Annotated in this window: 20 protein-coding genes; 8 read left to right on the top strand and 12 right to left on the bottom strand. The window is 48.9% G+C overall.

What is annotated here, in order from left to right; translation table 11 throughout:
- Positions 1 to 9: 9 nt before the first annotated feature.
- From HPY86_00100 to HPY86_00060, 9 genes are read right to left on the bottom strand one after another with little or no spacing between them, the layout of a single operon-like run.
- The gene (locus HPY86_00100) at positions 10 to 1,218 is read right to left on the bottom strand and encodes a hypothetical protein (protein NPV13325.1); all 1,209 of its coding nucleotides are present in this window, start codon (positions 1,216 to 1,218) and stop codon (positions 10 to 12) included.
- Complete coding sequence (locus HPY86_00095) at positions 1,196 to 4,021, bottom strand: BamA/TamA family outer membrane protein (GenBank protein ID NPV13324.1); 2,826 nt, start codon at positions 4,019 to 4,021, stop codon at positions 1,196 to 1,198. Before HPY86_00095 ends, HPY86_00100 begins: the two co-directional genes overlap by 23 nt.
- A gap of 42 nt (positions 4,022 to 4,063) precedes the next feature.
- The gene (locus HPY86_00090; protein ID NPV13323.1) at positions 4,064 to 4,969 is read right to left on the bottom strand and encodes an asparaginase; all 906 of its coding nucleotides are present in this window, start codon (positions 4,967 to 4,969) and stop codon (positions 4,064 to 4,066) included.
- A 12-nt stretch (positions 4,970 to 4,981) separates the two neighbouring features.
- Complete coding sequence (gene mutM / locus HPY86_00085) at positions 4,982 to 5,812, bottom strand: bifunctional DNA-formamidopyrimidine glycosylase/DNA-(apurinic or apyrimidinic site) lyase (GenBank protein ID NPV13322.1); 831 nt, start codon at positions 5,810 to 5,812, stop codon at positions 4,982 to 4,984.
- Between the two features lie 37 nt (positions 5,813 to 5,849).
- Positions 5,850 to 7,406 carry a S41 family peptidase gene (locus HPY86_00080; protein ID NPV13321.1) on the bottom strand — a complete coding sequence of 519 codons (1,557 nt, stop codon included), beginning with the start codon at positions 7,404 to 7,406 and terminating at the stop codon, positions 5,850 to 5,852.
- Positions 7,403 to 8,050, bottom strand: coding sequence for a dTMP kinase (locus tag HPY86_00075; protein ID NPV13320.1), 648 nt, complete (start codon positions 8,048 to 8,050; stop codon positions 7,403 to 7,405). The genes HPY86_00080 and HPY86_00075 overlap by 4 nt, the downstream gene beginning before the upstream one ends.
- Before the next feature lie 13 nt (positions 8,051 to 8,063).
- Entirely contained in the window at positions 8,064 to 9,161 is a 1,098-nt protein-coding gene (locus HPY86_00070) for an inositol-3-phosphate synthase (protein ID NPV13319.1), read from the bottom strand.
- A gap of 51 nt (positions 9,162 to 9,212) precedes the next feature.
- A complete protein-coding gene (locus HPY86_00065) occupies positions 9,213 to 9,866 on the bottom strand; it encodes an MBL fold metallo-hydrolase (GenBank protein ID NPV13318.1) in 654 nt (217 codons plus the stop codon).
- Positions 9,866 to 10,378 carry a methylated-DNA--[protein]-cysteine S-methyltransferase gene (locus HPY86_00060; protein NPV13317.1) on the bottom strand — a complete coding sequence of 171 codons (513 nt, stop codon included), beginning with the start codon at positions 10,376 to 10,378 and terminating at the stop codon, positions 9,866 to 9,868. Before HPY86_00060 ends, HPY86_00065 begins: the two co-directional genes overlap by 1 nt.
- Before the next feature lie 137 nt (positions 10,379 to 10,515).
- Between HPY86_00060 and HPY86_00055 the strand changes: the two genes are divergently transcribed.
- From HPY86_00055 to HPY86_00035, 5 genes are all read left to right on the top strand, one after another.
- Complete coding sequence (locus HPY86_00055) at positions 10,516 to 10,881, top strand: hypothetical protein (protein ID NPV13316.1); 366 nt, start codon at positions 10,516 to 10,518, stop codon at positions 10,879 to 10,881.
- Positions 10,882 to 10,965: 84 nt separating this feature from the next.
- Entirely contained in the window at positions 10,966 to 11,151 is a 186-nt protein-coding gene (gene rpmF / locus HPY86_00050) for a 50S ribosomal protein L32 (protein ID NPV13315.1), read from the top strand.
- A 6-nt stretch (positions 11,152 to 11,157) separates the two neighbouring features.
- A complete protein-coding gene (gene plsX, locus HPY86_00045) occupies positions 11,158 to 12,177 on the top strand; it encodes a phosphate acyltransferase PlsX (GenBank protein NPV13314.1) in 1,020 nt (339 codons plus the stop codon).
- Positions 12,174 to 13,280, top strand: a complete 1,107-nt coding sequence (locus tag HPY86_00040; protein ID NPV13313.1) for a DNRLRE domain-containing protein — start codon at positions 12,174 to 12,176, stop codon at positions 13,278 to 13,280. Before plsX ends, HPY86_00040 begins: the two co-directional genes overlap by 4 nt.
- Entirely contained in the window at positions 13,277 to 14,419 is a 1,143-nt protein-coding gene (locus tag HPY86_00035; protein NPV13312.1) for a hypothetical protein, read from the top strand. Before HPY86_00040 ends, HPY86_00035 begins: the two co-directional genes overlap by 4 nt.
- An 11-nt stretch (positions 14,420 to 14,430) precedes the next feature.
- Here HPY86_00035 and HPY86_00030 read toward each other — a convergent pair whose 3' ends face one another.
- Complete coding sequence (locus HPY86_00030; protein NPV13311.1) at positions 14,431 to 17,703, bottom strand: N-6 DNA methylase; 3,273 nt, start codon at positions 17,701 to 17,703, stop codon at positions 14,431 to 14,433.
- A 552-nt stretch (positions 17,704 to 18,255) separates the two neighbouring features.
- Here HPY86_00030 and HPY86_00025 point away from each other — a divergent pair.
- Both HPY86_00025 and HPY86_00020 read left to right on the top strand, forming a co-directional pair.
- Positions 18,256 to 20,313, top strand: a complete 2,058-nt coding sequence (locus HPY86_00025) for a T9SS type A sorting domain-containing protein (GenBank protein ID NPV13310.1) — start codon at positions 18,256 to 18,258, stop codon at positions 20,311 to 20,313.
- A 106-nt stretch (positions 20,314 to 20,419) separates the two neighbouring features.
- Positions 20,420 to 21,037, top strand: coding sequence for a peptidylprolyl isomerase (locus HPY86_00020; protein NPV13309.1), 618 nt, complete (start codon positions 20,420 to 20,422; stop codon positions 21,035 to 21,037).
- Here the strand turns inward: HPY86_00020 and mtnA are convergent.
- Both mtnA and HPY86_00010 read right to left on the bottom strand, forming a co-directional pair.
- Complete coding sequence (gene mtnA, locus HPY86_00015; GenBank protein ID NPV13308.1) at positions 21,026 to 22,066, bottom strand: S-methyl-5-thioribose-1-phosphate isomerase; 1,041 nt, start codon at positions 22,064 to 22,066, stop codon at positions 21,026 to 21,028. The two genes, HPY86_00020 and mtnA, sit on opposite strands and share 12 nt — an antisense overlap.
- A 38-nt stretch (positions 22,067 to 22,104) precedes the next feature.
- Entirely contained in the window at positions 22,105 to 23,073 is a 969-nt protein-coding gene (locus HPY86_00010; GenBank protein NPV13307.1) for a class I SAM-dependent methyltransferase, read from the bottom strand.
- A gap of 585 nt (positions 23,074 to 23,658) precedes the next feature.
- Between HPY86_00010 and HPY86_00005 the strand changes: the two genes are divergently transcribed.
- Complete coding sequence (locus tag HPY86_00005; GenBank protein NPV13306.1) at positions 23,659 to 25,029, top strand: T9SS type A sorting domain-containing protein; 1,371 nt, start codon at positions 23,659 to 23,661, stop codon at positions 25,027 to 25,029.
- The last annotated feature ends 222 nt before the right edge of the window (positions 25,030 to 25,251 follow it).

Genomic DNA, 25,251 nt, shown 5'->3' with positions numbered 1-25,251 from the left:
ACCAACCTTCTAATTGTTCCGAACGTTAACCTGAAACCCAAACGGTAATGGTTCTTGCGAAGCCAGAGCCGCCACGACCCGTACTATCTCATCTCCCCCGATGTCCGCGAAACTACACATTTCGGCATCCTCCCAGACCCCGATTCCCAGCACCGCTCCATCCAGGACCAGAACCGTTAACCCCTTGCTCTTACTTTGTCCAGCAAGAACTGTCGTCTTTAACCGCGCTCCAACCGGCAGGTCAAGCACCGGCTCGGCTTTCAACTGTTGATTACTTGCCAGTAATGTTTTTAGTACAACTCGCTTCGATGCGTCGCCGGCAACCGGTAGTGATTTACCGGAAAAATCTAAACTGTCCGCCCATACCGCATCCCAGACTTCTACCCGTCCCATACCAAACAACAGTCTCAATGTGGGATTGGAGAAGTTGCGGTCAATTAACACCTCAAATTTATCGCATGATAAAAAATCTAACGACTTAATTTGAGATTCAACCCCGAGAAACTTTAATCGATTGCGGATAATCGACTTCGCCCTGTTTATTTTAAAAATCCCTTTTGCCGCCGCGGCATCAAGAATTACACTCACGGCTGGAACAAAAGGAAATTTTATCCTGCCCGTGCGATTAAACCGTTCAAACCTCATATCCCATACGGCACTTTTGTCTTCGGCATAACAATAAATCCGCAACGGTAAACCTGATTTAGCATCTATCTCAAGAACCCCAACAATCTGTTTTAATCCGGGCAGGTCAAGAAGTGGAAGATTGGGCTTAAATCGATACCGATAACGCCCCTTTTCCAACCCAATGAACTCCAGTTGAGCGTTGTGTAACACATGCTCAATCTGGTCGAAAATTCTCGACTCTACACCCCTGGGCATCTTAAACCAGCCTTTACCCTCCTGAACAAACTGCCAATCGTCTCTTGCCCTGATTCGGACCATTTTTCTGTATTCTTCTCGTTCCAGATAACCATCCCATTTCTCCTTATCTGGACTATTGTATCCACCGGAAAAGCGTGCAGATATGTTTGTGGGCCAATCAGTATAATAATAAAGTGAGAAACGGAAGGAATTGAGCCGATTGAGACTTTTCCAGATGTCTTTATCCACCCGCTCGGGGTCAATAGGTGGTCCTACAAACTTTGGGCTACACCCCAGAAAAAGGGCAACAATTCCAAATAGTAGGCGCTTGTTAGAAATCGTAGCCAAGTTCAAACATAAACTTCCAACTTTTATCTTCGGTTACCGACAGCGGTTTGGCAAAATCCAGTTTGAGATAGAAAAACCAAACAGGAATCCGCAAACCTGCCCCCACCCCGAGTTTCAGGTCTTTTAACCGCTGCCCATCCCAGATGCGCATACTGTCCCGGAAAATCACTCCACCATCAAGAAATGCCACACCCCTGATACCGCGAATATCTATCGGCAAAGGAAAAGCGATTTTCAACCGGTCAATAAACGGATAACGCAACTCGAGATTAAACAGTCCAATTCCCGCACCCTGCTGCTCGTAAAATTCACCCCAGTTGTAACCGCGTACATCTTCGCCCCCAAGATAAAAAGAGTCTGACTCTCCAAAACCCATTGCACTGGCAACCCGACTGGCAAAAACAAACCTCCGACCCAACCGCAGATAGTGGCGAAAATCACCGATTACCATCTGATACCGGCGGCTGGATATGCCCGGTACCGATGCCCCGGCTTCAAGCCTGGTACGCACCCCCCGAACCGGACCAAACTCGTCGGGCCAGTAGGTATTATCAAACACAAACGCACCGCTGCCATAAAACAGCCACTCCTGAAAACGTTCGAGTTGATACCAGTTTTCATCATAAACCCACACCCCGATTTCGCTCTCTGTTCCTAAAATTCCTGCCTCAAATCTTGTAAACCGGTCCAGGGGATAACTGGCAATCGCTCCGCCGCCCCGATTCACCCTCTCAACCGCAAGATACCCCGGGTCATAATAGGGTACATCAAAAAGCTGGAACAAAGTAAACCCATAATCAATCCGATTGCGCAAAAACCAGTATTGAAGAATCAGGTTGGAGTTTAAAATGTCGCCGTAAAGGTCGGTGTAAATCGCAAACCGATGGTCACCCAAAATGTCACTCATTTCCAGGTAAACCGTACCGGCAAACCCGCCTCCGGCTCCGCTACTATAAGAGGCAGCACCGGCAACATAATCCAGTGCCAGACTAAAACCAACCGGTTTTACCCTTGCAAAGTCTAACCCACTTCTTGTGAAGCGCACCGTATCAACCGCCCCAATTTTCTCCAGCGTATCTACTGGAATCTTCTCCAGCGGGTCCAATATCAATGCCACATCCCAGCCCACATCAGAAAAGTAGGCAAAGGTGAGTTTTCGGTCATTTCGGGAAAGTGAGAGATAGGAAACCTCGCCTAAAAAATCGGTGCGCCGCACAACCCGGCCCTCTTTCAGAGAGTAAACGCAGATGTTTTGCGATGAAGAGTCTGCGGCAACCCAGAACAGATACTCGCCCGAATTGGCAAACACCGGATAACCGTAAAAACCGCTCTGGGTTGTGATTCGCATCATCTCCCCTTTTTGGGTCCTTAACCACACCGCATACTTTCCCGGAACCCAATCAACACCCGGTTCCGGACGGTCCGAAACAAACACAATTGTATCTCCGGAAGGAGAAAATGCCGGGTCCTTATCTTCAAACATATCGTAAGTAAGTCTTTGTGGGGTTCCCCCTCTAGTCTCAACCACATAGATATCACTGAAACCATTTTTCACACCAACAAAGACCAGCCGTTTACCATCGGGCGAAAACTGCGGGGTGTAAATTGCGTCAAGATTACCCGAAATGCGCCGCACCACCCTGCCATTGTCAACATCGATTAGTGTGATGTTGTCCTTCCCTTTTGCTGTGGCTACAAGTGCGAGAAGTTTCTCATCTGGCGACCAGGCAACACCAGGACGCATTAAATGCAACCCTTCAAATCCACCGGAACGCCCGCCCCGCACCAAACGTTTTATTATTTGACCATTAAGCGCCGAGAGCAAGTACAGGTCAACATATTCTGCCCGGTCCGAAACCATCGCAATTTTTGTCCCGCTGGGTGAAATTGCCGGTGCGGTATTGTAGACCGAACCGTCCTGCTTATGGTCGGTCAAACGCTCTGCAATCCGGTCAAAGTTCGCCAACTTCACAACCTGAGGCCAGTAGCGCATCTTGAGCCACTTCTCCCACTCCTCCCCGATTTTTTTCTGGCTCAACCCAAAAACCGCCTGAAAGGTCGCTTCAAGGCTCTTTTTACTGCGCAATGTATTCATAAACTCGTAAACCTTTTCGCGACCATAGCGCTCTGCCACATAACGAAAAAACGACTCTCCCTCCCGATAGGCAAGATACCCATAATTGTCGTTCAACTCCACCAGAGAAACGAGGCGTCCGTGAAGCACTAAATCCCGCATAAAAATCTCCGAGTTTACCGTTACCCAGCCGGACTGGAACTCGGCAAAGCCTTCCATAATCCAGAGCGGCACCTGGAACTCATTTATTGCACCAAGCAGCACCGCTAATTTTGAACGGTAGAACATCTGAAATTCAAAAATATGGGTAAGTTCGTGCCCAATTACATGATAGAAATCGCTGTAAGAGCCGTTAAAAGGAACAACAATGCGATTTCTGATTAATTCCGAAAAACCGCCCACCCCTTCATCAAGCAAATCGGTGATAACATTGGTCTCGCTAAACTGCCCGGGCGAAAGGTAAATAATAATCGGCACCTTGGACTCCAGTTCAGTATTGAGGTCCTGGCTTAACTTTGCGTAAAAGTCCTCTGCAGCCCGGGCGGCAAACTCAGCAAGACCTTCGCCCCCGGGATAAAAAAGAATCTTAAAATGTTCTGTTTCAAAACTCTGGAACTGGTAATCCCGGGTTTGAACTTTGTTTTTCCCGAAATAAGTGAACTGGGCAAAGCAAATGCTCAAAAGCGCGAAGATACTAACAAAAACAACTTTCTGAGCGAAATGGCGTTTCCGCATTTACTTAATTAGACCCATCAAACATCAAAAAATCCACTAATTTCACTTACCATCATTAAACATAAAAAGCCGGTCTGCCACCTTATACCCGTAAGCCATATCGTGCGCGGTGTGGCCATAACATATCCCGCCCCGTGCATCAAACCCAATCGCGCCGCAGACGATTTTTTTCCGTTTTGCTTCTGCCAGCGCCAAAATAATTGCGGTTGAAGCGGGCATTGTTTTCATCCGGTCCACAATATCCTTTGCCAGCAGGATTCGCAATATCTCTTCACCGTGTCCGGTGCAGGACACCGCACCATTAGGCGAAGCATAGGTGCCGGCACCCAGTATCGCCGAATCACCAACTCTCCCTTTCAGCCTGCCAGCGATTCCACCGCTTGATGTCGCTGCTGCGAGATGGCCGTTGCGGTCAATCGCCACCGCTCCCACCGTTCCCATTTTCTGCTCCTCAGTTAGTTTCAAGCGCTGGTTCAACTTTACGAAATAAGGTGACCCCTCCTTTTTGATTTTTTCCAGACGGGCACGCGCCCGTTCGGTTATCGCCTGATACTCTTCAAAACCCATCTGCCGGGCAAACTCCACCGCTCCCTGTCCGGCAAGTATCAGGTGGTCTGTGTAAACCATAACCTTCTCCGCTACCAGAATCGGATTCTTCACCCTGCTAATACAGCAAACCCCGCCAAATCTACCATCCTGGGTCATCACCGCGGCATCCATTTCCACTTCACCGTCAAGCGTCAAACTGGAACCGGTTCCGGCATTAAATATCGGATTGTCTTCCATAATCACAACCGCCTTAATGACCGCTTCCAGGGCACTGGCGCCCTGACGCAGCAACCGATAACCCTCTTCAATTGCATCTTTCAAACCCGCAGCGTATTCGGACTTTTCCTCAATCTTACCAACGCCACCGTGGCAAATTATTCCAACCGGTCTATTCTCCATCAATCCTCCTTACTAACTCTGACACCGGGGACAGAAGTAACTACTGCGATTACCCATTGTTACTCTTTTGACCAAACTGCCACACCGACGACAGGATAAACCTTTTCTACCAAAAACCATAAGTTGATTCTGGAATCCGCCCCGCGCACCATCCGGCTTAAGATAGCGTCCATCCGTCATTGTCGTGCCCATCCACCTGATTCCCGCTTTAAGTACCGCTTTTAACGCCTTTGCCAATTGATAAATCTCAGCCGGTTTTAATGTGTCTGCCCGCCGCATCGGTTTAATCTTCGCTCGAAACAGCGCCTCGTCAGAATAGATGTTTCCGACACCGGCACAAATCGTCTGGTCCATCAACAGACTCTTTATCTTCGCCTGCCGTCCCTGCAACTTCGCCATCAGATATTTACCGTTAAATCTCCGGTCAATCGGTTCCAGCCCTAAACGCTCCAGACCCTTCAAAACCGGCGGCAACTCTGAACCCGCAACAAAATACACCTTACCCAGAACCCGGGGCTCAATAAAAGAAAGGGCTGTGCCATTGGTAAACACAAACCGCACCCATTCATAATCTGGTATCTCCTTACCCTTAACAACGCGAAGATGGCCACTCAACCGTAAATGAACAATCAACCGGCCATAAGGATGGAGAAAGATTATCAGATACTTACCCTGACGCTCCAGCCGCCTTATCTCCTTCCCTTTCAACTCCTCGCAGAACTTCTCTGGTTCCGGAGAACCAACCGCATCCGGGCGCCGCACTATAACATTACCTATCCGAAGATTTTTTAAAATGGGCGTTAAATACCTTCGGATTGTCTCGACTTCAGGAAGTTCGGGCATTAAAATCCTTTTCTGCTCTTGAACTTTTATGACACCGTTATTTCAGCCGCTTCAGAATCTCCGCGACCGAATGAGCCGGTTCCAGTATCTCCACCGCCTTTTTCACATACGAGTCGCGGCGCAGACGCATCTGATACTCACCGTGCAAGCCATCAATTTTCCCACCGATTTCAATCTCAATCATCTCCGCTATCGCATCCCGCGTTGAATCAAACTCCTCGTCGGTAAATTCCAGCTTTTTCTTCCCCTTGAGAAATTCCTTAAACTGCGCAAGTACCTTATCATCGGCTCGGAAATCCATTGTTAAATCCGGATGGCTGTTCGCATACTCAGCGGCAAAATCAAAGAATGCGGCGCGGGGAATCCGGGCTGCCAAACCGGTAAGTTTGTCCGGCGGCAGATAGATATCCGGCGCAATTCCACCTCCACCGTATAAACTACGGCGCAATGGTCCCAAGGTGCGAAAAGTCTGCTTTGTTGTTTTTGTTGTATCTTTCAGCACCACCGGGCTTTTTTCCTGTGCTTTGTTGATACAACGACCACTCGGGGTGTACCAGTAAGCAGTCGTGATTTTCATCCCGATATCACTTCCCAGCGGATGTATCGTCTGAACCGAGCCTTTGCCAAATGTCGTATCACCAACGATGACCGCTCGCTCCCAATCCTGCAGCGCACCGGCAACAATCTCTGCGGCTGAAGCACTACCCCGGTCCACCAATACCACCATTGGATAATCGCCGTATTTATCCTCGGCTTCGGCAACAAAATCCTGATTGGTTTCGGGCAACCGACCCTTGGTCCGGACAACAAGTTTTCCCGGGCCCAAGAACAAATCTGACACCTCTTTGCCTTCCTGCAACAAACCGCCACCATTCGAGCGCAAATCAAATATCAGTTTCTTCGCCCCGCTCCTAAAAAGCGAATCCATCGCCTGAAGCATATCTTTGGAAGCGACCCGCGACATATCCGCCACTCGGATATAACCGATATCCCTGGTCACCATTCCAAAATAGGGAACAGATTTGATGTTGATAATCGCCCGTGTCAGCTCAAAAGGAATCAGGTCCTGAACACCGGGCCGGGCAATCTTAATTCGTACCTTCGTACCGGGCTCACCCCGCAGCAGTTTTACCGCATCCTCGGTCGTAAAACCCTGCGTTGACTTTCCTTCGATTTCGGCGATGCGGTCGCCGGCGCGAATCCCGGCTCGTGCCGCTGGTGTCCCTTCAATGGGCGAAATAACCGTCAACTGCTCATCTACCAACCCGATGTGGATTCCAATTCCCCCAAACTGCGCCTCGGTCTTTATCCTTAACTCCTTGAAATCGGTCTCATCTAAAAACTCCGAATAGGGGTCGAGCGACTGCAACATCCCCTTTACCCCTTCCCGGATCAGTTTGTCACTATCCACCGGCTCCACATAACTGTTAAGCACAATTCCCACCACCCGGGAAAACATCTGCAGACTTTCGGTCAGATTGACGCCGCGCTGCGCCCACAGCCTGCCTAACAAACCACCCACAAACGCGGCAATTAAAAAAATTCCGACAAATACCGATGCCGGTGCAAAATACCTCTTCATCCGGGACCTCATACCTTCTTTCTCCCCTTTCTTTCTAACATACGGTCAACCAGCAACCTGATTTCCTTCTGAATCTCCATTGGTTCTCTTTCGCCCGCAACCACCTTTATTCTACCTGGGGCCCGACGGGCTAACCGCAGATAACCGTTACGGACGCGCTCATGAAATTTTACCTCCTCCTGCTCCATTCTGTCAAGTTTGCCCTTTTCCTTTCTCTGGTAGCCGACCACAACCGGTACATCAACCAGAAATGTAATGTCCGGTTTTAACCCTATTGTTGCCAGTTTATTTAAACGGCTAACAAACTTTTCCCCCAACTCTCGACCAAAACCCTGGTAAGCGACCGATGAATCAGCGAACCGGTCAAGAACAACCACCTTCCCGGCTCTTAATGCCGGCAAAATCTTTTCCCGCACATGCTGATTCCGACTCGCCAGGTAAAGAAAAAGTTCGGTACGGGCATCCATCTGACGGCAATCCGGGTCCAGCAGGATATTGCGAATACGCTCACCGATTTCCGTGCCCCCGGGTTCACGGGAAAAAACAACCTCCCGCCCTTTCTCTTTAAGATATTGGGCTAAAAGTTGTGCCTGGGTTGACTTTCCCGAACCTTCAACCCCCTCAAATGTAATCAATACGCCCCGCACTGCGCCCATTCCGGGCGACTAATTAAAGTCGCGCCTTTCGCTTTTTCATTCCATAGCGGGCGATAAACGCCTCAGTCTTTTCGCGGCAGACATCGTCCGGAAACTGAACCGGTGGCGTCTTCATAAAATAACTGGAGGGTCCAATGATTGGACCGGAAAGCCCGTTATCAAGCGCCAGTTTGGCACAACGGATCGCATCAATCACCACTCCGGCAGAATTGGGTGAATCCCAGACCTCAAGTTTCAACTCAACATTAAGCGGCACATCTCCGAATGCCTGTCCTTCCATCCGCAGATAACACCATTTGCGGTCCTGGAGCCAGGGCACATAATCACTCGGTCCAACATGGATATTTTCTGCGCCAATATCGTATTTAAGAAGTGAAGTTACCGCACCGGTCTTGGATATCTTCTTGGAGTGAAGCCTTTGCCGTTCCAGCATATTAAGGAAGTCGGTGTTGCCACCAACATTGAGCTGCATCGTCTTTAACAGCTTCACCCCCCGGTCATTGAACAGCGATACCAGAGTCCGGTGCAAAATTGTCGCTCCGACCTGGGATTTGATATCATCGCCAATCACCGGTAAACCGGCTGCTTTAAACCGGCGCTGCCAGTACTTCTGTGAAGCAATAAAAACCGGGATGCAGTTAATAAATGCGCAACCGGCTTTTAAAATCTGCTCCACATACCACTTGGTTGCCTCTTCACTGCCCACCGGCAAATAGTTAATGACAACATCGGTCTTGGTTTCCTTAATTTCCTTCACAATATCAGCGGTGGGACCGGGTGCCTTCTCGATAATCTGGGAAAGGTAGTAACCCAGTCCGTCGTGCGTCATTCCCCGAATCACCTTCACGCCCAGTTTGGGCACATCGGTAAACTTATAAGTGTTGTTGGGGTAGGTGAAAATTGCCTGGGCGAGGTCTTTACCCACCTTCCTTTTGTCGATATCTATCGCCATACTGAACTCAATATCACTGATGTGGTAACCGCCCAGATTCACATGCATTATTCCGGGCAAAGACTCGTCCTCTTTGGCATTACGGTAATAGTGGACCCCCTGCACCAGACTGCTGGCACAGTTTCCAACGCCGATGATACCGACTCTGATCTTAGCCATTGTTCCTCCTGTTTCTAATCACACTTAAAAATAGACATTTTTCTTTTACTGTCAAGCAGGCCAGACACTTCCCAGAAATGGGTTCACCAGCAGTGCCCGGCCAAAAGTTCCGCTCGGACCATGCCCGGGATAAAGCATCGTCTCCCGCTTAAGCAAACTTTGCAACCGGGATAAAGACCGCTGCATCTGCCGCTCTGAACCCCCGGGCAAATCACACCTGCCAATCGAATCAACAAACAGTGTATCACCGGTAAACGCAAAATCCTTCCCTAACAAACAGATGCTTCCCGGTGTATGGCCCGGTGTATGCACCACCTGCAAATGTTCTTTACCAACGACTATTTCATCGCCCTCACTTAGAAGCTGGTCCGCCCGGGGCGACTTCGTCATCATCCCCATTAAAACCGATAGATTTTCGTTCGGCTCGGTCAGCATCGCCTCGTCCAGTTGATGGATTAACAGTTGCGCACCGGTCGCCTCCTGCACCTCTTTATTCGCTGCGATGTGGTCAATATGGCCATGGGTATTAACGATAAGTTTAACTGTTCCCCCTAATTCAGCGACTTTGTTGAGAATCACCTTACCGTCGCCTCCAGGGTCAACAATCAACATCTCCTCCCCGGACTTCAGGATGTAACAGTTGGTTTCCAGTGGCCCGACAACCAGTTGTTCAATAATCGGTGTGGCTGCTTCTTTTTTATCCATTAACGCGCAATCCTGGCATCCCATCCCCGACCTACAACGCGCCACCCTTCAAATTCCAGTAACCGGCGCTTTATTTCCAGCCCGCCGTTAAATCCGCCCAGCCTGCCATCTGCCGCCACAACCCGATGACAGGGAAAGAAAAGGGGTAATTGATTGTTTGCCATTATCTGACCAACCGCCCTTGCTGCACCGGGTTTTCCTGCGGCACGGGCTAATTCACCATAACTCATTATCTCGCCAAAACCGATTCGGGCGCACCGGTTCAATACCCGCCGCGAAAATTCACCCCGGTCCGGCACTGCCACCTCAAACTCTGAAACCCGCAGTCCACCCCGCAGTAACCGCTCAATCTGTTGTGCCAGATGTTTGTCCGACGGTCCGGATTCGTGTTCGTTCAACTCCACCTTTATCACTTTTCCCTGGTACCAGAAAACCCGGACCCAGCCGAACGGCAACTTCGCCACCCGGCTGTTTACACATTTTTCGGAATCGTCCATCGTAGTCAAAATCATAAACTATTGCCCGTAAAAGTCAAGCAAACTTCAATAAGACCCTGACAAACTAACCTCTCGGTTACGATTAGCCCGCGGTTAAATCGGCACCGTTTTTCTTGCCTGCGGTGAAGAGAAAAAGTAAAATTATCTCACTAATGATACTGCTCAATGAACTGCTCCAGAAAGACAAACGGTTTCCCCTTGAGGCTTACCTCTTAATCAACGACGGTTTGCAATATACCTATAAGATGACCGGCAGAAAAGAGCACATCACCGCCCTCGAACTACTTGAAGGCATCAGACGGTTGATGGCTGAGCGCTATGGACCACTGGCAAAAATGGTTTTGAACTCCTGGGGTATCTTTAGCACCGACGACATCGGTCAGGTTGTCTTTAACCTGATTGAAGCCGGCTTGATGCTCAAAAGTGAAACCAACCGCTTAGAAGATTTCCACGCCGTGTACGACTTTGACCACGCCTTTACCCAAAATTCTGCCATTTCTGATGAACCGCAAACTTGACCTCGTTTGCTTGACAAACGATTCCGCTCCAATAGAATCAAATCACAACTGTAAAGAAATAATTTTAAACTCTGGAGGACAATAATGCCTTTACCTAAACGCCGGCATTCAAGACAACGCGGTCGAAAGCGCCGCACCCATTGGAAACTGACACCACCAACGGTGGTGGACTGTCCGCACTGCCACGAGCCGAAAATGCCCCACCGGGTATGTCCCCATTGCGGCTATTATGCGGGCAAACCGGTGGTAACGACAAAGGAAAAAGAGTAATAAAAGGTGAAAGTCGCCCTTGATGCGATGGGGTCGGACAATGCCCCGCTTGTCGAAATTGAAGGGGCGGCACTGGCATTAAAGGAACTACCCGACCTCCATCTCCTCCTTGTCGGCAAACCGGAAATTGTGGAAGAAGCCTGGAAGTCTCAAACCGATTCATCTCTTACCGACATTGGAGAACGAGTTGAACTCATCCCCGCGCCCGAAGTAATCGGAATGCACGAACCACCCGCCGAGGCGGTAAAGAAAAAACGGAACGCCTCAATCGCCCTTTGTATGGCGCTGCACAAAGAGGGTAAGGCGCAGGCTGCGGTCAGTGCCGGCAACACCGGTGCTGTGATGGCATTTGCCCTTACCACCCTGGGTGCCATTCCCGGTGTCCATCGTCCGACCCTTGCGGTACTTTTCCCCCGAATCAAAGGAAGCACGCTGGTTCTTGATGTTGGTGCCAATGTTGACACCAAGCCTTCAAACCTACTCCAGTTCGCAATGATGGGTGCAACCGCTGCCAGTTTTCTGTTCCGTAAGGCAAATCCCACTGTTGGGTTGTTAAACATCGGTCAGGAAGACACCAAGGGTAACGAATTGACCTTAGCCGCTTACCGGCTCCTGAAAGAAAGCGGGCTCAATTTCATCGGCAACATTGAAGGCAACGACATCCTCACCGGCAAGGTGGATGTGGTGGTCTGTGATGGATTTGTCGGTAATGTCCTTTTAAAGTACGGCGAAGGTCTGGCAGAAATTCTCAGGGAACTGCTCGTCGATTATCTTGAGTCTGAGTCCAAATACCGATTGCGCCGCTGGTTTTCCCGCCCGGTCTTAGAAGAGTTTATCAGCCGAATGGACTATCAGGAGCACGGCGGTGCTTTGATGCTCGGAGTTAAGGGTAATGTTGTTGTTGCCCATGGCCGTTCAACACCGCAAGCGATAAAGAACGCCATCCGTACCGCCTACCATGCAATCAAAGACAACATCTCCCAGCACATCACCCAGGCTTTTACGGCAAAGGAACCCGGCGAATGAAACACCGGCTCTTTCTCGTAATACTCTTTATCCTTGCCTGCAATACCCTGCCCGTAGGTTTTGACCAGATTAACCAGTTACCGGAGACCGTTACGCTTGAAATTGTTCCGGATAGCGCCGACTGCTATTCCAGATTTATCCCGCTGGGCAGTGCTGACCACCTGCTTTTGGGAAAAGACCAGCAGTACCAGTCCCGGGTGCTTATCGACTTTGCCCCAAAAGACAGCGCGCTTGATTCGGTGGTTGGGGTGCAACTCGTACTATTTCCTCTTGATAGTACGCCGATGAACTTTACCTGCTTTGCCTGTTCCACCGAATGGAGTTCCAGCGCCGTCACCTGGCGTATGGCAGATTCTTTAACCCAGTGGCTCACACCCGGTGGTGACTACTGGCACTTCGCGCTCGGTCAGGGCCGAATTGAAAAGGATTCAACCGTCGTTGAACTAAACCGGGATTACCTTGACACCCTGGTCCACCGCTCCTATGGCATCGCCCTGATTCCCCTTGACACCGGCTTCACAACCATCGCCACCCTTGCCGCTACCAAAACATCACCCCGTCTTGTATTCACCTATGCCGATGGCAAAAAGCGCACCTACTACCCGGCAGCCGACGCCCATATCATCGACTCTTCCGGAGTCAGGACTAATCCCGGTGAACTTTTTGTCGGTTCTGGTGTTGCCTTTCGGACCTGGCTTCATTTCCGGCTGGAGTCCATCCCCGACTCAGCCACAATCGCCCGGGCAGAACTGATATTTAAACCCCAGCCTGTTTACCAACGCAAGGACTCCGTGCAACTTGGCGTCCACAAACTCACCGAATCTTATTACCAGCGGGGCAAATATGCCACTTATGAAGAGGCGGCATCCGCTTCCACCATCTATTTACCCTCTGACACCGCAGCCCTTGTCCGGCTCATAATTACCGACCTTGTTCAGAAATGGGTTTCCGTTGCCGACTCTAACCCCAATCACGGCTTACTTGTAACCGCAGAACCGGAATGGCAGAAGCCGTTCCGGATTAAAATCTTACGGTCTGGCAGCGCGGCGCCCCGCCTGAAAATTCACTATGTCCTGCCGCCTGAAGACCGTTTCTCAAGATGAACAAGATATCAATCTTACTACTGATTTCCCTGTCTTTGACCTTTGCCCAATCCTTCTTCAATATGAACGGGCTGGGCGAACCGGCATACAGCGCCACCGCTCAAAGCGCTGCGCTTGGCAACCCGGTTGCACTTTCCTCAGGCAACCCCGGAAACTTCATCCACCTCACTCAGACCTCATTAGAAATGACCTTGCTCGGCATCGGCACAGTTGGCCAACAGGCAACAATGACCCGAGCCCTTGCTGGTGTTCGTCCAGCAACATTTTACGGTGCGGTTCCCCTGCCCACCCGCACCCGAATCCTTGTGGCGGTTGACGAGATTTTCAACCAGGATTTTGATGTCTGGTCTGAATCCTTATCCGACACCCTGTCTCGCCACCACATCCAGAGCCACGGTGGCATTTATGCACTGAGCGCTGGCATCGCGCAATCGTTCTTAAGTCACTTCTGCCTCGGGTTCTACCTCCGTCCCCATCTTGGCGGTGTTCGGGAAAACTGGAGTTACATCACTCCGGAAGGCACCATCGCCACCGACACAATCGCAATTGACTACTCTGCTTTCAACGCCCGGTTCGGCGCCTCGCTCCAGTTTAACCCGGTTACCCTTGCCCTTAGTTACGACCTGCCTCTTAACCTTAATGCCCAGCGCTGGAAACTTATCCACGGTGTCATCACCGACACCTTCCGCACCTATCAAATCAAACTCCCGGCAACTGTGAACCTCGGTGCCGCAATTGGACCCATCTGGCAAATCAACCAGTTTACCCTTGGTCTGGAGATGCGACCCTATGACAAGGCGACAATCAACAACATACCGGCAAACTACCGTTCTGTTTTCCGGCCCTCATTCGGCATTGAGTATGAACTTCTGCCCGACCACCCATTACGCCTCGGTTATTCAATGACCAACTGGTACTGCCTGAACTCCGCCACAAACCAGCCAATACAAGAAAAAACCCTCCACCTTGGCACCGGATTTCCAGTCCCGAAGTTCGGCAACATTGATATCGGCACCGAAATCCGCTTCCGCACAAGCCAGACCCCATCCGGCTTATTGAAAGAGACCTCGGCGCGGTTAATGCTCACCATTGCCTATAAAGAGACCTGGGCAAAACGTACCCGACGCTGGGGCTACTGAAAAACAGATTCTTATTTAATCCCGAACAGTTCTTTTACCGCCTCGTCATTTTGCTTTTCTAACACCAAAAGTTCATTTTCTTTGCCTTCGGCTTTGAGTTGATGGCATCTTTTAGAGATTTCGGCAAGTTTCTTGTGAATGGGGTTCTTCGGGTCGAACTTCGGGATTCCAATATGCTCCATAACCGAAGGAGTGCCAAAACCCCTGCCCGCTGAAGAAAAAGACTTAATAAAATCTCGTACGGGAGTGGAGTTTACAATGGCACAGAGATAATGGGCTTCAGCCTCATTGTTAGTGGCGAAAAATGATGTTGTATCCAGGGGTATTGCCATTTTGAACCCAAAGGGGGTTTTTACTTGTGATAATACACAAGCAAAAATATCATTGGTCATTCTTTTCCATACAACTTTATAATTCATAAATGTATCTCTTGAAATATTAAATTGTGTATAGAAAGGTCTACCTGCTTGGCAATGAAATTTTTTATAAGCCGCCCTTTCTAGAAGGTTAGTTTTAAAATGTGTCAAATAATTATATGTTAATGGAAATTTTAATTTCATGTCTTCTTCTTTAAAGGGTTTATTAGGATTCGCTGGGTCATTAAGGATTAAAGTATAGATCCCAACTGAACTATTCCACCTATTTATATCTGATCCTCTGAAAGATGGGTAAATAAAATTACTTTCTATTTTTGCTTCTTTTTCAAATATTTGTTTCTTTCTTCGGCCTTCTGTAATATTTTTTATTAATAGATTTCCATCTTGTGTGAGAGTCATAATTTTTATCCAAAAAATGCCATAAGGTTCTGTTCTTGCACCAATTTTTGCTCTATACTGGTTTGTGCCGATAATTTTTGAAAAAACATTCTCTACCTCAAAAGATTGCCAAGCACTAACATCTGAACTAATTGGCCTTGCTAACATTCTTTTTCTATAGACCAATTTCAAAACTTCATCTAATAATTTATCTGTGGGAATTTTCCCAACGCCTTTTTTCTTTGTCCAAATAAAATATGGCAATGGATATTCTGTTTTCTCGCCTTTTTTAAGAATAATGGCAGCGGTTTTATTCGCCGCGCCTTCAAATGGCTGAATTGAAACCAAATCATGGGCTTTTAAGACTTTTAGATATTTACCTTCTCCAAGTCGAAATCGCCTGAATCCTTCACCCGCTCCTTTTGATTTGAACACCTCCTGGGTTATGAGAAAACCCAATTTCCCCCCGTCTTGTAAGTAATAATCCGCTGATGCGTAAACAAAAAGCATTGAGAAATCTTTTTTGCCTTTACTTAACTTGTCTTTTGATTCTTTTATAATTGATAAACCGTATGAATCCCATAGATTTTTAGTCGCCTCTCGGTATTCTCTTGAAAGATATTGCCACATCACCCAGGGCGGATTGCCAACGACAAAGTCAAACTTGCCCGCAACCATCGGCGCAAAAACATTCTTCAAAAACCGTGCCCAGATGCCGTTCTTCCTTTCTTTTTCCAGTTTCAGGATTTCATTATAGAACTCAGCCACCGATGTTTCGTGGGGCGGAAAAACCAGACCTTTCTTTTTTAAGTGTTTTAAAGCAACCTCTGGTTCAAACCCGTTTTTGACAAATTTTTCAATAAGAGGCGCCGCCTCTTTCATTAAACAGCCTTTGTCTTTTATCCAGATTAAAGGGACATGGAAATCCCTGGCTGAAGTTTTTACCAGCATCTGTTCACCGTACAAGTTCATTCTCAATGCGCCCTTGATGCCAGTATGTTCGGGCCAAAGAATGGAGTCGGCAAGATAGATTGGTATTTCAAACTCGGTCAATTCATCGGCTAAATCGCCGAGGGCAAAAAGGTAGTTGGTGCGGGCGGCGATAACCGCAAGTGGATTTAAGTCAAAACCCCAGATGTTGGCAACGATGCTTTTTGCTATTTCCAGCCGCGGTCTTTTATTTTTCTTTCCCCAATCTATTGCCTTCTGAATCGCCAGCACCAGAAATGTCCCTGAACCGCACGCCGGGTCTAAAAACCTTTTAAAGTTATTACCATCATAACCGACCTCTTTTAGCAACAGTTCAGCCAACCAGTCAGGGGTGTAATATTCGCCAAGCCGATGGCGCACCTCGCGCGGCACTAAATACTGATAAAGTTTCTTTAATAGGTCGCGGGTTGCGCTGGGTTCTAACGAACTGGTTGCCGGTTCAAATTCGGCAAGGCTACGCGATACCTCTCTGATGGCATCTTTTAATTCCGGAGAGTCAAAGGCATCAAGATACCAGCGAAAGAAGTCGCCTTCCAGAAAGTTGGTTATTCCCTTTCGAGCGTATATCCCGCCATCCTCTATGTCCTCAAGTTCCCGTTTCAACTCATCGTCAGAGCTATGGGCAAGACGGAAGGCAAGTGAAGTAGCCAGACTGGTTTCTTTCAATACCAGAATCTCGGCGGAGATGAGTTTCATCAAAAAGACAAAATAGGTGTGAACGCAAAACAAAAGTTCCTGAAAATCAACTTCTTCTCTGACCTTATAAACCTCCGACAAAGCCCGCATTTCTCTATCCTGCACCCCACTGGTTAACACCTCTCCGTAAACAATGCCAAACAACCTTTTCCATTCGTTGAAGAATGTACGAATGCGCTCCTGTTCGCCCCAGTGTTTGAGGGCGTTAACAAGGGCGGAAACCATTTTAGGGGCAAGTTCGCTAGACGGTCCAAACCTCTGTGCAAGGTTTTCCGCATTTAAGGGCAAGCGGGCTAATGCACGAAGATACATCAAGAAGGTGCGGGCACTCTCCGGAGTAAACTCATAAGGACCGAGTATTGTAAAGTCTTCGGGTGTAAATTGTTCTTTGGCTTTTGTTCTATCACCGATATACCGGACAAAAAAGATTTTTTCTCCATCAAAGCCCACGCCCACATACTTTGGATCAAATAAAAATAAGGTCTCTTTCTTAGACAGTTCCTGGATGTAATTAATCAATTGCAGAAAAGCGTGGTCGATTTTTGTGCGGGATTTAAACGCACCGGGTGGTTCATACTCAATTACTAACTGACCATGAAGTGCATCAGGACGACCTCTATAAACAGACTTTTCATAATGAGTAGTTAAGGTAAGGTTTAAATCGGCCTTGATAGGCTCCAATAATTTTTCAAAACCAATTCTCAGGTCCTCTTCAGTTTTCGCATATTGAAGCAGGACTTTTGTTTCTTTAACAAGCCGGTCGGCAAGTTGTATGAGGGAATCGTGGTCAATTACCTGGCCCAATCGCAACTCGGTGTTTTTTCTGACCTTAACTTTTTTCATAACTCTTAGAATTCAATGCCTCGCTATATTTTGGAAAGTTTTTTAGGAATGTCAATATCTCGCATTACCTTACACGCCAATGGGGGTTTGTAGTAGTCAAACTCGGCTTTCTTATCTATTCCATCTTGGTTCTTTGAGGAAATTGTGGTTTACTACGCTTAATTACCACAGATGGGCTCGTGAGATTTGCCAATCCGACAATAACGATTGCCCGACCGGATTTTTTGTATACTTTAAAGTATACTTACCGAAAATGGTCATATTTTAATATCATTTTGCAATTCAATAACTTAACCCATTTTTACTTAAATTTCCCTACCCAACCCCGGGGTAGTTTCAGGGATGGTACTGGATATTTTTGCCATCTGGACCTTCACCACCTTTTCATAACCCATTTTTAGCAAAGAAACACCCTCCACTCCTGCTTTCGTTCATATCCCCCATCCTCTTCTGTTTGTAGCAGGGTACCGATTAAAAACCGCTTTTCTCAAAACAGTTCACCCGTACCCGTTATTGAAATCTGTCCGTATTCTGGTATAATTTAATTCAGGAATGGAAGGGATTAAAAAGTTGACAGCACTCTTGCTTCTTCTGTTTTCCTTGCCGGTATATGGTCAGACCGACGAAGGTGGTCCAGACGGGTTCGGCTATTATTACCATTCAACTCAGGAGCCGGGTGACAGTATAACATTCTCCTGGATTGACCCGGCAAGCCACAACCCGATTACGAATTGGAACCCGAATCCGGATGACGGCTGGGCAACGATACATTTGCCTTATCGTTTTCCCTTTTACGGCGACACCCTTGATTCATTAACAGTTTGCACCAACGGCTTTCTTCAATTCCCCACCACCTACACCAATTACCACAATCAGGAACTGCCCGCGCCGCAATTCTGTCATCTTATCGCCCTGTTCTGGGACGACCTCAACCCGGGAAATTCTGGTGCTGTTTTCTATTACCACGACCCTGCAACCCGTTCCACAGTTATCACCTGGCACAATGTCACCCTGTACAATCAGCCAGAAACGCTCTCGGCGCAGGTTGTGCTTGGGTCCGATGGCACAATTCAATTAAACTACCTTAACACTCCGGCAAATCCCGTAAGTGCCACAATCGGCATCCAGGGAGATTACGGCACCAACAACTATTTCCTCCAGTACCTGTACAACGGCAATCCGGCACAGCACCTCATCACCGACCGCACCTCAATTCGCTTCTTTGTGCGCCGGCTTGAGCACGATGTCGGTGTCTTACGTCTGATTTCTCCCGAAGCGTGGTTTCCACCCAACAGCCAGTGTCCGGTTCTCGCCACAATCAGAAACTACGGCTTAAACACCGAAACCTTTACCGCCCGCGCCATTTTGTTTCGGAACCGTCCGCCTTTTGACACCCTTTTCCAACGCACCTATTCCATCACCAGCCTCGGAACCGGTGACACCTGCCGTTGCTATTTTGGCGACCTCTTAACCGAACCCAACCCTGACTCCTATCTATTTGTTGTTCAAACCGAACTGGTTAACGACCAGCACAGACGAAACGATACACTCTACCGAGTTGTAAGCACATTTCCTCCCGAATTTGGCACGGTCATCTCATCCTGGGACCTGAGCGGTCTCGGACTGGGAATGAACCTTGCCGGTATCACCTATGTGCCTGACTCCAGCCGATTTTACCTCGTGGTTAACGACACCAACCGCATCATCAGTTTTCCTGTTGACAACCCGCTGAACTTCCGCTTTGAACAGTTCAACCTCCAGAACTTCTTTGGCGACGACATCATCTGGGGTATCGTTTGGGACCGGCAAAACCCGGGCTTCTGGATTACACACTCTCCCCATGAAGAAACCGGCTGTATTGCCGCCCGCTATGCGCCGGATGGCGCATTCACCGGTGACACCTGGAATATCGAACAGATTGAACCCGGGGTCTGGTTTGCCGGCATTGACCAGGGAGCAGAAGGGACATTTTATGCGGTTGCGGTCGGCGGCTCAAACCGCATCTACCATCTTGACCTTAACCAGAAACAGGTGTTGGGCTACCTGCCCGGTCCAATCGCCTCCTGGCGTGCCTGCTCTTATCTCGGTGACCAGAACCGCTTCCTTTTCTCCGGCGGCTGGAACGAAAACCTCCTTGTCCAGATTGACCGCTCAGGCAACATTACCCAATCTTCGGTCCTGACTGACCTCGCCGACCTTGATATCTACACACCTGATTTTCCCTGCCCGGACTCATTTGTCTGGGCTTACGCCACAAAGAGCAACTATTCAAACACCATTGTTAAGGTCTCTCTCGGTGTCCTGTGGAGAAATGTTGGCGTCCAGGAAAACCCAGCGCCCCTGATTATCCCATCGTTTGCGGTTCAACCCAACCCATCCCCGAACGGTATTGTTACCATATCCGGATTAAAACCAGACCAGAACACGGTTATAACTTTATTCGATGCTGGGGGCAGGCGACTTTTACAAAAAAACACAACCGGCATCCCGACAATCAACTTGAACCTTCTTGGATTAACGCATAACCGAATTTCCCGCGGGGTGTATTTTTTAACGGTCAAAGACGCATTGCAAAAACAGCAGGCGAAAATCATCCTTCTTAACCGGTAAAAATACCGTTTTAAGAGCGGCTCTGTCATCTTTGACATCTAACCGATTATCTGGCAATCTTTATCCGGTGTTTTGTAAAATAAACCGTCTTTTCAAGGAGGCAAAGATGGCAAGATTTGTCGCGTTAATCGCGGTTCTGTTTCTTGTCTGGGGTTGCCCGGCAAAGAAAGTCGAACCAGTAAGACCAACAGGAGATACCACAATGAACCAGAAAGAACCGGCTCCACCCGGTGTACTTAAAGACACCCTGACCCCGAACAACCTGCCCGAGAAACTTTTCCTGACCGTCAAGGTCAAAGATTTCGGCACCATCAAGGTGGAAATGTATACGAAAGATGCACCGCTCAATGTCTGCAATGTTGCCAACCTCGCCATCAAAGGTTTCTACAACGGACTTACCTTCCATCGGATTGTGCCCGGATTTGTTGTCCAGGGTGGTGACCCAAAAGGTGATGGCACCGGTGGACCAGGTTACACCGTGCCCGCAGAAATCAAGCGCAAGCACGAGAAGGGTTCAATGGCAATGGCACGGCTGTCCGACGAAGTCAATCCGGAAAAGCGCTCTTCTGGCAGCCAGTTTTACTTCTGTCTTCAGCCCCTGCCCCAACTGGATGGCGAATACACCGTCATCGGCAAGATTGTTGAAGGGATGGATGTCCTGGACAAATTAGGTCAGGCAAGACCACCGGTGATAATGGAGTCGGTATCGGCTTCAACCGAATAGCACCCGGCGGATATTTCGCTTAAACGGCGGTTTAATTATTCCGGCATCGGTAATAAACGCGGTTATCAACCGTGCCGGTGTAACATCAAACGCTGGATTAAACACCCGAACCTGCTGCGGTGCGACCCGGCATCTGCCAAAGCGCCGCACCTCATCGCCGGACCGCTCCTCAATCACGATGTCCGCACCGCTACGGCACTGTAAATCAAAGGTTGAAACCGGCGCAACCACATAAAACGGCTTTTTTGCCTCCTTTGCCAGTACCGCCAGCATCCTTGTGCCAATCTTATTTGCGGTGTCACCATTCCCCGCAATGCGATCCGCACCTACCAGCACCAAATCACAACGCTCAATCACCGATGCCGCCGCGCTGTCCGCAATTAAGTAAAACGGCACCTTTGCCCGCAGCAACTCAAACGCTGTCAACCGTGCCCCCTGTAACAAAGGACGGGTCTCGCACACATAAACCTCAACCTTTTTCCCTGCCTGATGTGCCTGAAATACCACACCTAAGGCGGTACCCAATCCCGGTGCTGCCAGAGAACCGGTATTGCAGATTGTCAGGACAACCGCATTCTGGGGAACAACCTTTACGCCCGCAAGCGCCATCAGGTGAGACCGCTTCTGTTCCTCCTGCTCAATCGCTTTTGCCTCGGCAATTACTGCCCTCCGCAACCGCGCCGGAGTTAAATTCGCTTGCTGGATTAGAGCTGTTATCCGGTTTACCGCCCAGGAAAGGTTGACCGCAGTGGGTCGTGCCTTTATTAAGACCTGCGCCGCTTTTCTTAAACCAGCACGCAGTCTGTCATCCGAAAGCCGTTGTGCTTCAAGCGCCAGCCCATAAGCCGCCGCAACTCCAATCCAGGGTGCACCGCGCACCTGCAAAAGTTTTATCGCCCGGGCGACCTCACTGGCACGGCGCAGGCGCAGATAACGCTCCTGATGAGGTAAACGGGTCTGGTCTAGTAACAAAAGTGTGCCCTCTTCATAAATCGCCGCCCGGAGCAAATTCAATACCTTCTTTTTCATAAACTCCCCAGAATTTGTGCTGACCGCAACTCCACCAACTACCTCTCCTTAAACCCGGAACCGGTCTTTCTTAAAACCGCCACCAGGCTGAATGAGTCGGTATCGTGTAACTCCGGTTGCTCGGTAATCAGTCTAATCTCCTCAATGTAGCCATTCAGTTTAAATTGCCTTCGGGGAACAAACCGGTCGTACATCCGAAATGAAAAGTTGGCAAGCCTCTCGGTTGACTGAATTAGTCCGGGATAACGCTGAACCAGACGGCTTATCAGGGCAACCGTCCGGTTTATAAAATACCCGCCCCACACTTCAGAACGAACCGCTTCTTGGACAATCCGGCGCGAAGTCAATCGAAAAATGTCAACCCGCTCAAACCGGTTTTTCCCCTTATCGTTAAGAAAATCACGCAGCGTTGTATAACGATATTCAATCTGATGAGGACCGTAGCCGGAAAATTGCCTTTTGAACGGCGAACGGTCAACCGTTGAAATCACCACCATTCCGCCCGGTGCCAAACCGGAGTAAAGACGGGAAAAAAGGGCAATAGCCTCCTCTTCGGTCAGGTGCTCAATCACCTCAAGAAACATCACCGCATCAAAATTTTTTAAGCGGTCCGGCTCTAACTCATTCGTGCTGATACATTCAAATCGAAGATTCGCCTGGGGAAATCGGCTCCGGGCATAATCAATCAACCGGCGTGAGTAGTCGGTTGCCAATAGACTCCAATCCGAAGGCATCAATCGGGCAAACGCTGCGGAAAGTATCCCGCTCCCGCACCCCAGTTCCAGAATCCGCAAAGGCTTAGCCTCAGCCCCAAGGATGGTCAGCGCCGCCGCGTAGTTCGCACAGTGGTGCAGACGCAGCCGATAATCGCGCACCTGCTCAACACTGCCGCCCTCAACATTCAGAAACTGACGGGCAACCGCCATCCTCTCAACCTCATCCCAGATTCTTTGCAAACTCTCACGGAACTTCTGGTCCGGCACAGTCCGGAACTGCCCACACATCATTCCTTAATGTTAATCAACTTAACCCCGGCGTCAACACCACTCCACCTTGCCCACCAAAAAGTGAAAATACTGGTAAAAGCACTGGTTAAGGATTTCCTGAGAGGCTGGGATGTTCTAACCTCATAACAACCACCCGGACAACAATGGAAATAGGCCGGTAAAGGGTAGCAAAAATAGCGTCGGATATAATCGGGTTTATTCAGCAGGAAGTAGTGGGTTATATGTTATCGGGCATAGACCTGTTAATTCTCAATGGGATAGAACCGAAGGGCACATCTCCGGCTTCTGCGTCATCAGACTTCAGGACTACCGCACTATGTGCGAGAAAAGGGGCGCTGAAGACTATCCCAGGAATTACCCCCGGACTGTGCCGGGTACGATTTTTTGTCACTTTTCCCAGATTTTTCGTATATAAATATAGGCCGGCATTATCCTTTTGGTTATCTTCTGCTTCACCCTGCCTCAGACCTTTTCCTGCCATTTATATGTTCTTCTCTTCACCTCCTTTGCCAGCGAAACCCACAGACGGGTCTGGCTTCTTTCAAACCTTGACAGCGGTAGGAGATATGTTATTTATCATTCCATATGCCGCTTCTGTTCCTGCTATCCTTACTTGCCACTACCCCTGACTCCTTTGAGTTCCGGGAGATTGCCCGAGTGCGGGGTTTCGCCCGGGATCGGTATGTGTGCGGTGATGCCGACCACGATGGCAGGCAGGAAATCTATATGATGCTTTTTAAAGAAGGTGAGTGGACCAACTACATCTTGGAATACACTGGCGGCTCGCAGTTTGACACCTTTCCACTCGGCTATATCCAGGCAACCGTCTGGGACATTGGGGATGCTGACCAGGACGGCAAAACCGACCTGTTAGCAGAAACAGAAATAAGCTTGTTTAGCGTTCTTGAAAGCGCCGATTCTATGTCCCTCCCTTCTGTAATAGTGTGGCGTGTATCTGCAGGTGTTGGTCCTGATCCCGCGAGAATCACTGACTTAGATGTGGATGGAGCACGCGAGGTCACCTTTTATACAGAATCCATTACTACTCGTGAGATAAAGGTCTATGAGTGCACCGGTCCGGATACATACAACCTTGTGTGCCGTAAATCTCATTGGTTATTTAAGAACTTCATCCAGACTCCTGACCTTGACCGGGATGGCATTCCTGAACTCCTGGTTGCAGATGGCGTCTCTGTATACATTTATGAGGCGGTGGCTGACGACTCAATGGTTGTGAAAGACAGTTTTTCTCTCCCCAGTAGGACTTACTCGTTCCACTATGCTGTTGGTGCAGCGCCGGATATGGACAGAGATGGCAAAAACGAGGCAATCGTGTTCGGGATAGATTGGGATGACAACGGCATCCTCGGGGTCGTTGAATCCCCATGCAACGACTCCTTTGAACTCGTATGGGTCACCTCCTTTTACCCGGCACACCCGTTTTATGGCAACTCGATCGGGGTTGGCGATGTTGATGGCGACTCCATACCTGAGTTTGCGGTTACAGATGGTTACGGTGTGCGGTTATTCCGCTGCACCGACAAAGACCGGTATGAGCAGTTCTGGCAAACCGAAGGAATTGGCTATCGGTATTGGGGAGAAATGACCCTGTATGACATCAACACCGACGGAAAAGCAGAACTCATATACCGGCATCAAGATTCAACCCAATGGACAATCATCCGTGAGTATGTTTCGCTCGGCGTTTCCGAACGCCAGCCGGCGGAGTTACAAAGGGTCAGCATTTATCCTTTGTTTGTTGCGAAAGGTGCAGTGGTCAGATTGAGCGGTCTGCCCCCAGGAACAAAAATTGTGATTCTTGATGCCTCGGGTAGGGTTATTGCCAGCCCTGAAGAAAATCTCTGGCACACCACAACCGCGACACCCGGCGCCTATTTCGTCCGAATTCAACTTGGCAACCAGAGCATCACGCACAAGGTTCTCGTCCTGAAATAACCCTTTGCAAGAACGCCAAAAATATCATAGGGCAAACCTTCAGTAAAAGAGAAAAAAGGCTAAAACCTCGCTTTATAGAGAACTGATGCCGACAAATGGGATATCAGACAAAGTCAGTGCGTAATCACCACCCGGGCTGCCTTTGCGTCTGTTAACCTGTTTTTAATAAAATAAACACCTGGAACAAGAGCCCGGACATTATTTTCTCCCGGTTTAAGGTCA

The organism is candidate division WOR-3 bacterium, from assembly GCA_013177935.1.
In the GTDB taxonomy this organism is placed as follows: domain Bacteria; phylum Hydrothermota; class Tepidihabitantia; order Tepidihabitantales; family Tepidihabitantaceae; genus Tepidihabitans.
The sequence above is the reverse complement of the archived record's forward strand: the minus strand, read 5'-3'. Positions and strand labels throughout refer to the sequence as shown.

Excerpts from the sequence above, each read along its gene's own strand:
- HPY86_00095 (NPV13324.1), bottom strand. The coding sequence starts at position 4,021 with ATGCGGAAACGCCATTTCGCTCAGAAAGTTGTTTTTGTTAGTATCTTC.
- HPY86_00090 (NPV13323.1), bottom strand. The coding sequence starts at position 4,969 with ATGGAGAATAGACCGGTTGGAATAATTTGCCACGGTGGCGTTGGTAAG.
- mutM (NPV13322.1), bottom strand. The coding sequence starts at position 5,812 with ATGCCCGAACTTCCTGAAGTCGAGACAATCCGAAGGTATTTAACGCCC.
- HPY86_00080 (NPV13321.1), bottom strand. The coding sequence starts at position 7,406 with ATGAGGTCCCGGATGAAGAGGTATTTTGCACCGGCATCGGTATTTGTC.
- HPY86_00075 (NPV13320.1), bottom strand. The coding sequence starts at position 8,050 with ATGGGCGCAGTGCGGGGCGTATTGATTACATTTGAGGGGGTTGAAGGT.
- HPY86_00070 (NPV13319.1), bottom strand. The coding sequence starts at position 9,161 with ATGGCTAAGATCAGAGTCGGTATCATCGGCGTTGGAAACTGTGCCAGC.
- HPY86_00065 (NPV13318.1), bottom strand. The coding sequence starts at position 9,866 with ATGGATAAAAAAGAAGCAGCCACACCGATTATTGAACAACTGGTTGTC.
- HPY86_00060 (NPV13317.1), bottom strand. The coding sequence starts at position 10,378 with ATGATTTTGACTACGATGGACGATTCCGAAAAATGTGTAAACAGCCGG.
- HPY86_00055 (NPV13316.1), top strand. The coding sequence starts at position 10,516 with ATGATACTGCTCAATGAACTGCTCCAGAAAGACAAACGGTTTCCCCTT.
- rpmF (NPV13315.1), top strand. The coding sequence starts at position 10,966 with ATGCCTTTACCTAAACGCCGGCATTCAAGACAACGCGGTCGAAAGCGC.
- HPY86_00040 (NPV13313.1), top strand. The coding sequence starts at position 12,174 with ATGAAACACCGGCTCTTTCTCGTAATACTCTTTATCCTTGCCTGCAAT.
- HPY86_00035 (NPV13312.1), top strand. The coding sequence starts at position 13,277 with ATGAACAAGATATCAATCTTACTACTGATTTCCCTGTCTTTGACCTTT.
- HPY86_00030 (NPV13311.1), bottom strand. The coding sequence starts at position 17,703 with ATGAAAAAAGTTAAGGTCAGAAAAAACACCGAGTTGCGATTGGGCCAG.
- HPY86_00025 (NPV13310.1), top strand. The coding sequence starts at position 18,256 with ATGGAAGGGATTAAAAAGTTGACAGCACTCTTGCTTCTTCTGTTTTCC.
- HPY86_00020 (NPV13309.1), top strand. The coding sequence starts at position 20,420 with ATGGCAAGATTTGTCGCGTTAATCGCGGTTCTGTTTCTTGTCTGGGGT.
- mtnA (NPV13308.1), bottom strand. The coding sequence starts at position 22,066 with ATGAAAAAGAAGGTATTGAATTTGCTCCGGGCGGCGATTTATGAAGAG.
- HPY86_00010 (NPV13307.1), bottom strand. The coding sequence starts at position 23,073 with ATGATGTGTGGGCAGTTCCGGACTGTGCCGGACCAGAAGTTCCGTGAG.
- HPY86_00005 (NPV13306.1), top strand. The coding sequence starts at position 23,659 with ATGCCGCTTCTGTTCCTGCTATCCTTACTTGCCACTACCCCTGACTCC.